General features: G+C 37.3%; 10 protein-coding genes. 8 read left to right on the forward strand and 2 right to left on the reverse strand.

Annotated features, from left to right (window positions below; all coding sequences use genetic code 11):
* Positions 1 to 460 precede the first annotated feature (460 nt).
* Together IGJ76_RS00285 and IGJ76_RS00290 are read left to right on the forward strand one after the other, a co-directional pair.
* Positions 461 to 661, forward strand: a complete 201-nt coding sequence (locus IGJ76_RS00285; protein ID WP_000633909.1) for a DUF3173 domain-containing protein — start codon at positions 461 to 463, stop codon at positions 659 to 661.
* Positions 662 to 687: 26 nt separating this feature from the next.
* A complete protein-coding gene (locus IGJ76_RS00290) occupies positions 688 to 1881 on the forward strand; it encodes a site-specific integrase (RefSeq protein WP_000237798.1) in 1194 nt (397 codons plus the stop codon).
* 67 nt (positions 1882 to 1948) lie between these two features.
* On the opposite strand, the gene guaA is transcribed toward IGJ76_RS00290, so the two are convergent.
* Positions 1949 to 3514 (reverse strand): glutamine-hydrolyzing GMP synthase, encoded by a 1566-nt coding sequence (gene guaA / locus IGJ76_RS00295; RefSeq protein ID WP_067483585.1) that lies wholly within the window; start codon positions 3512 to 3514, stop codon positions 1949 to 1951.
* Between the two features lie 57 nt (positions 3515 to 3571).
* On the reverse strand, positions 3572 to 4495 hold the full coding sequence (gene coaA, locus IGJ76_RS00300; RefSeq protein WP_067483584.1) for a type I pantothenate kinase: 924 nt from the start codon (positions 4493 to 4495) through the stop codon (positions 3572 to 3574).
* 250 nt (positions 4496 to 4745) lie between these two features.
* Here coaA and IGJ76_RS00305 point away from each other — a divergent pair, with 250 nt between their 5' ends.
* From IGJ76_RS00305 to IGJ76_RS00330, 6 genes are all read left to right on the forward strand, one after another.
* On the forward strand, positions 4746 to 5351 hold the full coding sequence (locus IGJ76_RS00305) for a class I SAM-dependent methyltransferase (RefSeq protein ID WP_067483583.1): 606 nt from the start codon (positions 4746 to 4748) through the stop codon (positions 5349 to 5351).
* 167 nt (positions 5352 to 5518) lie between these two features.
* Positions 5519 to 6535 (forward strand): LacI family DNA-binding transcriptional regulator, encoded by a 1017-nt coding sequence (locus tag IGJ76_RS00310; protein ID WP_067483582.1) that lies wholly within the window; start codon positions 5519 to 5521, stop codon positions 6533 to 6535.
* Between the two features lie 140 nt (positions 6536 to 6675).
* On the forward strand, positions 6676 to 7977 hold the full coding sequence (locus IGJ76_RS00315; RefSeq protein ID WP_067483581.1) for a pyrimidine-nucleoside phosphorylase: 1302 nt from the start codon (positions 6676 to 6678) through the stop codon (positions 7975 to 7977).
* Positions 7978 to 7991: 14 nt separating this feature from the next.
* Positions 7992 to 8654: a deoxyribose-phosphate aldolase gene (deoC, locus tag IGJ76_RS00320; protein ID WP_430596664.1), complete on the forward strand. Its 663-nt coding sequence runs from the start codon at positions 7992 to 7994 to the stop codon at positions 8652 to 8654.
* 1 nt (position 8655) lies between these two features.
* On the forward strand, positions 8656 to 9057 hold the full coding sequence (locus tag IGJ76_RS00325; protein ID WP_067483577.1) for a cytidine deaminase: 402 nt from the start codon (positions 8656 to 8658) through the stop codon (positions 9055 to 9057).
* Positions 9058 to 9118: 61 nt separating this feature from the next.
* Positions 9119 to 10210 (forward strand): BMP family lipoprotein, encoded by a 1092-nt coding sequence (locus IGJ76_RS00330; protein WP_067483707.1) that lies wholly within the window; start codon positions 9119 to 9121, stop codon positions 10208 to 10210.
* The last annotated feature ends 151 nt before the right edge of the window (positions 10211 to 10361 follow it).

Below are 10361 nucleotides of genomic sequence, written 5' to 3' on the forward strand. Positions count from 1 at the left end.
ACGCTTCCCGATTTGGGAGGTTTGTTATTCCATCAAAGCCTACTGTATGTTCAGTATGTTTTGATAGGCTAACAAGCCAAACGTTCTTTGACAATTGAATAAAGCCAATCGAATACGTTTCGATAAGAAAAGAGCCAACGAACTAACACGCCATGATCTATGAAGATAGCGAGCGATTCATGTTAAAACTTCGTAAACAATCTTTAGCAGGATTGTTGCCATGACTTTCTTATCGTGATAATGATACTCCCGTATAGCCACAGTCCGAGCGTTAGTAGCGTCGCAGACAATGGGTACGGCTACATGAAAATCATGCAGGGGTGAAATGCCCGTGAGCTTTGCTAGAGCTGTTCGATTGCTGGGATATTCTTCTCTTGTCAATGTATTATCATAAAAATATTTGATATAATTATAGGTGAATATTGGAGTTTTCCTAGCCTATAATGGGAAAGGAGTAATAATGATAACGGTCACAAAAAAAGATTTAGTTGAGCTAGGATATGGAACTTCTTTTTCAGCAGACATCATAAAAAAAGCAAAAGAATTGATGATTACAAAAGGGCATACCTACTATCAATCTCGAAAGTTAGATAGAGTCCCTCGTGAAGCTGTTGAAGAAATTCTAGGAATTCGGTTTTCAAATGAAAACAGGTCTGAGTAGTTTTTGCACAGTAAGGAGTAAAAACTATGGTTAAAGACCCAATAAAAAAAGCAAAGAATGGAACCTATTATTTTCGTGCAAATCTAGGTTATGATTCTAAAGGAAAAAAAATTCAAAAATATCGTAGTGGATTCACTACTAAAAAAGAAGCAAGAGAAGAATATTCAAAACTACTACTGATGAAACCAGAAGAATTAAGTGAGAATAAGGATAAAATGACGTTTAATCATTATATCTTTGAAATTTTTCTTCCATGGTATAAGACACAGGTAAAGCTCAGAACATATGAAAATCGCTTACCAACTATTAAGAAACATTTCTCTTATTTTGATAAAATGGCTGTTTCCGATATTGAGCCTATTGATGTGCAAAATTGGCAACTAAAATTATCAAAGAAATGTAAGTCTTCTTATGTGAGAGCTGTTCAAGGACTATTTTCAGTTGCTATGGATCGAGCAATTGTCCTTGGGATAACCACCACAAATCCATCTAAGATTATTGGCAATGTGAAAAAGCAAAAGTCTAAAATTGAATTTTGGACAAAAGAAGAATTTGAAAAAGTAATCTCTCTAATTTATAAAGAAGATTACTATCAACACTTTTTATTTATCTCTCTGTGGTTTTTATTTATGACTGGAATGCGAATTGGTGAAGCTACTGCCATTCAATGGGAAGATATTGATTTTGACTCTGGAGTACTAACCATCAACAAAACACTTTATTACAAGAATCAATCGGATTATAGATTTGTTGAACCAAAAACAAAGGCGAGTGTTCGTCATATTGTATTAGATGAATGTACTCTAAATTATCTATCCGAATGGAAGAAAGCACAACAAAATCTAATTCAGACAGACTTTGTAATGAGCTATAACGGTATTCCTACCCAAAAACATACGCTAGCACATGCTATTGAACGCTATGCTAAGCTGGCTAGTATTCATCGAATCAGAATTCATGGTTTACGGCATTCGCATGCTTCCTTGTTAATCAGTATGGGAGAAAACCCACTCATCATTAAAGACCGTTTAGGACATGAAGATATTGAGACGACTTTAGGAACGTATGGACATCTTTATCCTAACAGTAATTTTGAGGTAGCTAACAAATTAAATGGAGCCATTTCCTTTAAAGAAGCAAAACAAAATTATGATACTTCACCAAAGAATCAATTTACTGTAGACTACTTGCGAAACAAAGAAATGAAAAAAGTGCAATAAAAGTGCAGTAAAAAAATAAGAAGAGCCAGAAACCCTTGATAAACAAGGATTTCTGGCTCTCCTACAACTACTCCCACTCCACAGTTGCAGGTGGCTTAGAAGTAATATCGTACACGATGCGGTTTACGTGTGCGACTTCATTTACGATGCGAACAGAGATTTTTTGCAAGACATCCCAAGGAATACGAGCAAAGTCAGCTGTCATTCCATCAATCGAAGTAACTGCACGGATACCGACTGTGTAATCATACGTACGGCCATCACCCATAACACCAACTGAACGAATGCCAGGTAAGACAGTAAAGTATTGCCAGATGTCACGATCAAGACCAGCTGCTGCGATTTCTTCACGCAAGATAGCATCTGATTCACGAACGATTTCTAATTTGTCTTCGCTGATTTCACCTAAGACACGGATACCGAGACCAGGTCCAGGGAATGGTTGACGCCAAACGATTGAGTCAGGCATTCCAAGTTGAGTTCCTAATTCACGTACTTCGTCTTTGAAGAGTGTATTTAAAGGTTCGATTAATTCGAATTGCATATCTTCAGGTAGTCCACCAACATTATGGTGAGATTTGATTGTTTGAGCTGTTTCAGTACCACTTTCGATAACGTCTGTATAAAGTGTTCCTTGTGCCAAGAAAGAAATACCTTCTTCGCCAGCTAATTTTGTTGCTTCATCATCAAAAACATAAACAAATTCATTACCAATGATTTTGCGCTTTTGTTCAGGATCAGAAACACCTTTTAGTTTGTTTAAGAAACGATCACGTGCATCTACTTTGATGATGTTTAGGCCGAATTTTCCACCTAAGCTTTCCATTACTTGATCTGCTTCATTTTTGCGTAACAAACCATGGTCAACAAAAATTGATGTTAATTGGTCGCCAATCGCTTTTTGTAAAAGGACACCAACAACACTTGAGTCAACTCCGCCAGAAAGGCCAAGCAAGACTTTTTTGTCGCCAACTTGTTCACGGATTTTTTCAACTTGCATATCAATGAAGCTATCCATTGACCAGTTACCTTGGCAATGGCAGACATCGAAGGCAAAGTGACGTAATAATTCGATTCCGTATTCAGAATGACGTACTTCAGCATGGAATTGGATACCATAAAAGTTACGTGTAGTATCTTGAATAGAAGCGATAGGACAGTCTTTGCTTGTACCGACAACTTCAAAACCTTCAGGAACTTTCGTTACTAAGTCGCCATGACTCATCCAAACCGTTTGTTCTTTTGGTGTATCAGTGAATAACACCGCATCATCTGTTGTAACTTCCAATAAGGCTTTTCCGTATTCACGGTTTTTAGCAGGTTCAACTTTCCCACCAAGATTGTACGTAATCAACTGCATTCCGTAACAAATTCCTAATACAGGTATATCTAAATTGAAAATCTCAGGATCAATACTAAAAGCACCTTCGTCATAAACACTGTTTGGTCCACCAGAAAGGATAATTCCTTTTGGATTCATAGCTTTAACTTCTTCTGCAGTAATTCGGTGGCTCAATAATTCAGAAAAGACCCCTAAATCACGGATGCGTCGTGTAATCAATTGATTATACTGGCTACCATAATCTAACACGATAATCTTTTCAACGTTCGTCATATCGGCAACGTTTGTCACATTTATTACCCCTATCCATTTAAATTTATCTCAAAATAGTTTTACTATTTTAAAATGCTAATATTTGCGCATGAAAATCGAATCGATGATATGATTTTCAGTTTTATGGAGAATTATATCTGCTCTACCACGTGTAGGCAAGATATATTCCTCTAAATTTTTCAAATTCACATTTTTCCAGACTTCTTTGGCCATTTGAAAGGCGTCTTCACGATCACCGATTGCAAAACGATAATAATAATTCTCAGGATTTTGAAAAGCTGTGTCTAACAGCGCAGCAAAACGATCGAGATACCATTTTTCAATCAAATCAGGTTCGGCATCAACAAAAACAGAAAAATCAAAAAAGTCACTAACGTAAATTTGTTGGTTAGCTGGGAGTTGTAAGGTATTGATTCCTTCAACGATTAAAATATCTGGTTGCTGGATCACTTCATACTCGTCGGGAATAATATCATAAACATCATGAGAGTAGATAGGAACTTTCAACTCGTCTTTTCCAGACTTTACTTGATTTAAAAAATCAATGAGCATTTCCATGTCATAGCTTTCAGGAAATCCTTTGCGATCCATGATTCCTTTTTCACGCAAGACCTTATTAGGATACAAAAAACCATCAGTCGTAATCAATTGAACGTTTCGTCGTTTTAGCGTACGAGACAAGATTGTTTGCAACAAACGTGCAGTTGTACTTTTTCCAACAGCAACGCTCCCCGCAATTCCAATAATGAAAGGCGACACAGGTACATATTTATGGAGAAAGAGTCCTTTACTTAATGATAAAGATTCAAATTCTTTCATATAAAGATGAATGAGGTGCGTTAAAGGAACATAAATATCTTGAACATCTTGCATCGAGATTCGATCATTCAAGCTTTTGATGCTGTCTAATTCCGCTTGTGTCAGTGGTGCTTGTCCATTACGATAAAATTCTTGCCATTCTTCCCTTGCAATACGATAGTAGTTCATTGGGTCGTTCATAATAGCCTCCTGCGTTCTCTCCCGTCAATGGATTTATTCTAACATAAAATAGTGCTAAACCCTACCTCTTATAAAGGGAATGAGAAGACTTTTTCACGAATTTGAAAACATGGCTTTATCCAATAGGTTCGATTTGCTAAAATCAAAGAAAGAAACGAGTTAAATGAACTGATTTTGAATGGATAGTACTTGTTTGTTTTTGAAGAAAAAGGTAGACTATGTGCAGCATAATAGAAGAAGGATGGAAAAGATGACAGATCATTATTATACAGAGCGTCCCAATGTTGCCCATGACTTTGAGCAATGGTCGTTTGAGTTAAAAGGAAAATTATTTCACTTTGTGACAGATGCCGGGGTATTTTCACGTGAAACGGTAGACTATGGTTCGCGTGTGTTAATCGACGCATTTGATTGGGAAGAAATTCCAGCTGAAGGAAACGTGTTAGATGTTGGCTGTGGTTATGGACCAATTGGGTTAGCCATTGCGTATGCTAGCCAACGTACGATTGAAATGATTGACATTAATTTACGCGCAGTGGAATTAGCACAAGGAAATGCGAATCGTAATCAACTGGCGAACGTAGACATTCATCAATCAAATATTTACGAAGATGTGCATCAAGAAAAGTACGCAGCGATTATTAGCAATCCGCCTATTCGTGCTGGAAAAAAAGTTGTTCACGAAATTTTGACAGGCGCCTATCCACTTTTAGAAACAGGTGGCACGTTGACAATTGTCATTCAGAAAAAACAGGGCGCACCAAGTGCACAAAAGAAAATGGAAGAAACTTTTGGCAACGCAACAATCGTTACCAAAGACAAAGGTTATTACATTATTAAAAGTGTAAAAGAATAAGTTTGACCATCAATTTTTATTGCAATAGATATTCGAGTGTGGAATATCTATTGCAATTTTTTTGTTTGCAAAATTATTTTCATTTTAAGAAAGTGCTATCAATTAACTATTTTTTTAGAAAAGGTTTTGTTACACTGATTAAAAGTTCAAGTTGAGGGGGAGAAAAAGTGAAGTTAACAATTAGAGATATTGCTGAGATGGCTGGTGTATCAGTTACAACTGTTTCGCAAATTTTGAATAATAAAGGAAGTCGCTTTAGTGACAAAACTAGAAAAAAAGTTTTGAACATTGTTAATGAACATCATTATAAGCCAGATTATTTTGCTTCAAATGTAATCAACCGTCATTCAAAAACAATTGGAATGATTGTTCCAGATGTAACAGACTTTTTTTTCTCAAAACTAATTGAAGGCGTCGAAAGCTATTTAAATCCACTTGGGTATGTAATTATGTTGTGTAACTCAAGACACAAGCAAGAAAATGAAATCAAATATTTACGTGAATTAGCGCATCGTTCAGTCGATGGGATTTTATTAGCTACACCAAACGTTTTACCAGAGGCTTATGCTTTAGACAGTGGATTTTATAAAAATATGCCGATTATCTTGATTGATCGTGGTTTAAATCGTCGAGATAGTGGCCGCTTAATTGTTAAAGAATATGAGGGAGCGTATCAAGCTGTTTCATTATTTATCAAAGAAGGACACACAAAAATTGGCATGTTGAAGGAAACAACTGGCTACTATCAACTAGAAGAACGGTTTAATGGCTATCGACATGCACTAAAAGATCATGGAATATCGTTTAATGGGAAATTCGTTGAGCATGGCGAACTAACGGTTCAAGGTGGGTATGACGCAACTAAAAGATTATTGGAACACAAAGATATCACAGCGATTTTTTGTGGAAATGATGCAATGGCAATCGGTTGTTATCAAGCTATTCATGAAATGGGTAAAAAAATTCCGGATGATATTTCTGTCATCGGTTTTGATGGATTAAAATTATCTGAGTACATGATTCCACAATTAACGACGGTGCGACAACCTAGTTTTGATATTGGATTTTATGCGGCTCGTTTTCTAATCGATACGATTGAATTCCCTCAACGCAAAGTTCCGAACAAAGTCTTCGAGACAAAATTAATTATTCGTGAGAGCGTAAAAGCATTGACAAATGGCTAAGTGGGCGGTATATTGCTTATGTAAGTGTTTACAAATGCAGGGCAAAGCCTTTTGCATTTTTAGTAAACCAGTTTACTAAAGTGGTTTACCTTTTATAAAAATAATGTATAATACCGAATGAAGGCTAGGAGGATCAAGCGATGCGAATGGTAGATTTGATTGAAAAAAAGAGGGATGGAAAAACCTTAACAAAGAATGAGATTGATTACATAATTACTAATTATACAAACAATCAAATTCCAGATTATCAGCTCAGCGCATTATTGATGGCAATCTTTTATCAAGATATGACTGATGAAGAAATTACAAACATGACTTTAGCAATGGCAAATTCTGGTGATGTGATCGACTTGACTTCATTGAATGGTATTAAAGTAGATAAACATTCTACGGGTGGAGTTGGAGATACAACTACTTTGATCTTAGCACCGTTAGTTGCAAGTGTGGGTGTGACTGTGGCGAAAATGTCAGGACGTGGGCTTGGTTATACTGGCGGAACGTTAGACAAATTAGAAGCAATTCCTGGATTTAAAATTGAACTTTCAGATGAAGAATTCATTCGAATTGTTAATGAAAGTCAAGTTGCTGTTATTGGACAATCAGGGAATTTAGCCCCAGCGGATAAAAAGCTCTACGCTTTACGTGACGTAACGGCGACTGTAGATTCAATTCCTTTAATTGCTAGCTCAATTATGAGTAAGAAAATTGCAGCTGGTGCGGATGCAATTGTTCTAGATGTAACAACTGGTGACGGTGCCTTCATGAAAAACATTGAGGATGCGAGACGCCTCGCAAAAACAATGACAAGTATTGGCAAACTTGCTAATCGTCAAACAATTGCCGTAATTTCTGATATGTCCGAGCCATTAGGTGAGGCAATCGGTAACAGTTTAGAAGTAGTTGAGGCAATTGAAACATTGCAAGGGAATGGTCCAGAAGACTTAATCGAAATGTGTTACGTATTGGGTAGTCAAATGGTTGTTTTAGCTAAGAAAGCTGACTCTGTAGAAGAGGCTCGTGTAATGCTACAAGAAGCGTTAACTTCAGGTAAAGCCTTAGAAAAATTCAAGGAAATGATTCAAAACCAAGGCGGAGATATTCGCGTGGTTGAAAAACCAGAACTGCTTCTGACAGCACGATATCAAGTAGAACTTCCCGCAAAATCTGCTGGGTTAGTTTCTAAAATCGTTGCTAACGAATTGGGTATCGCGGCGATGATGCTGGGTGCCGGTCGTAAAACGAAAGACGATGCGATTGATCACGCAGTTGGTTTGAAATTGCATAAAAAAATTGGCGATTCAGTACAAGAAGGCGAATCTTTATTAACTATCTATAGTAATACAGAAGATCTTTCTCAAGTTGTCGAATTATTATATCAAAACATTGAAATCAGTGATTCAGCTAAAAAACCAATTTTAGTACACGATATTATTACTGAGTAGGAAGGAAGAAAAAAATGGAATTAAATCGAATGATTGACCACACAATTTTAAAGGCAGATGCGACAGAGGAAGATGTGTTACGCATCATTGAAGAAGCAAAAAAATATCATTTTTATTCTGTATGTATCAATCCAACTTGGGTTTCATTAGCAAAAGAACAGTTAAAAGGTGAACCTGTTGCAGTCTGTACAGTAATCGGCTTTCCTTTAGGAGCAAATACTTCTACTGTTAAAGCCTATGAAACGACAGATGCAATCAATAATGGTGCTGACGAAGTGGATATGGTCATCAATATTGGTGCATTGAAATCAAAACAGTTCAATAAAGTTCAACAAGATATTGAGGTAGTAGTCGAAGCGGCAAAAGATCGCGCACTTGTTAAAGTAATTATTGAGACAGCACTGTTAACAAATGAAGAAATCGTCAAAGCTTGTGAACTTGCAAAAATTGCAGGAGCAGACTTTGTTAAGACATCGACTGGGTTTTCAACTGGTGGCGCTAAAGTAGAAGATATACGTTTAATGCGCGCAACTGTTGGTCCTGAAATGGGCGTGAAAGCTTCTGGTGGTATCCACAATGAAGAAGAAGCTGTAGCAATGGTTGAAGCAGGAGCAACACGAATTGGTACGAGTGCTGGAGTTGCTATTATCTCTGGCTCAGTTGGCGAAGGATACTAAAATGAGTGAAGTGGCAAAACAAGAATGGATTGACATTGCTGTAACAGCATTGGAAAAAGCATATGTCCCATATTCACATTTCCCAGTTGGTGCGTGTTTAGTAACAGATACAGAAAAGACGTATCAAGGCGTAAATATTGAGAATGCTTCTTTTGGATTAACCAATTGTGCTGAACGAACAGCATTTTTTAAAGCTGTGTCAGAAGGCGAAAAACAATTTTCTCATTTGGTTATTGCTGGTCACACGCCAGAACCAATTTCACCATGTGGGGCTTGTCGACAAGTAATGGCAGAATTTTGCTCACCAGAAATGCCAGTCACGTTGGTTGGCGATGATGGTGTGACAAAGACAATGACGGTTAGAGAACTACTACCGTATGCATTCACAGAAAAAGATTTATAACCTATGTTCATTCAGTCAGCTGACTGTTGAAAAAACAATTATTTTAGGGGGCTTTACAGAAATGAAAAAAGCAAAATTATTTGGTTTGGGTGCCGTAGCATTAACAGCTGGATTACTTCTAACTGCATGTGGCAATGGCAATAGCGGAACAGATTCAACTGATGGTGGAAGTGGAAGCTCATCAGCAGGAACAACTGCAGCATTAATCACAGATACAGGCGGTGTCGACGACCGTTCATTCAACCAGTCAGCTTGGGAAGGTCTAGAAGCTTGGGGTAAAGAACACAAGCTTTCACGTGGAAACGATGGCTACCAGTATTTCCAATCTTCAAATGAATCAGATTATATTCCAAATATCGACCAAGCTTTAACAGCAGGATTCCAAACAATCTTTGGAATTGGGTATAAATTACAACCTGCCATTAAAGAACAAGCAACAAATAATCCTGAAACAAATTTTGTTATTATCGATGATGTTATTGATGGCTTAGACAACGTAGTTTCTGCAACATTTAAAGACAACGAAGCTTCTTACTTAGCAGGGATCGCTGCAGCTTACACAACTGAAACAAATGTTGTTGGTTTCATTGGCGGAGTAAAAGGTGAAGTTATCGACCGTTTTGATGCTGGATTTACAGCCGGTGTTGAAGCAGGGGCGAAAGAATTAGGTAAAAAAATTGACGTGAAAAACCAATATGCTGGTGATTTCTCTGCACCAGATAAAGGTCGTTCAATTGCACAAGGTATGTACGCACAAAATGCAGACATTATCTTCCATGCTTCAGGCGGAACTGGTAATGGTGTATTCCAAGAAGCAAAATCATTAAATGAATCTGGCGACAAAAAAGTTTGGGTAATCGGTGTTGACCGTGACCAATCAGACGAAGGCGGCTACACATTAAACGGCGAAGATAAAAACTTCACATTAACATCTACACTTAAAGGTGTGGGCACTGTTGTTGAAGACTTAGCTCAAAAATCTGCAGATGGTGACTTCCCTGGTGGAGAACATACTGTTTATGGCTTGAAAGAAGACGGTGTTGGCTTAACAAAAGGTCAACTTTCTGATGAAGCACAAAAAGCAGTTGATGCTGCTAAAGAAAAAATCATTGCAGGCGATGTAAAAGTTCCTGAAGTTCCAGAAAGCAAATAATAATTTTTCTATAGCCTTGTTAGACAACTGTTTGACAGGGCTATGGTTCAATTTTAGTAGTTGTTTGTTTATTCAAGTGGTCAAAATTTGACTGTTTGAATAAGGGAACACCCCCTGAAGTGAATTTACTTCAATTTGCGAGGACGGATTT

The sequence above is a fragment of the Enterococcus sp. DIV0175 genome, from assembly GCF_050529075.1.
Classification (GTDB): domain Bacteria; phylum Bacillota; class Bacilli; order Lactobacillales; family Enterococcaceae; genus Enterococcus_B; species Enterococcus_B thailandicus.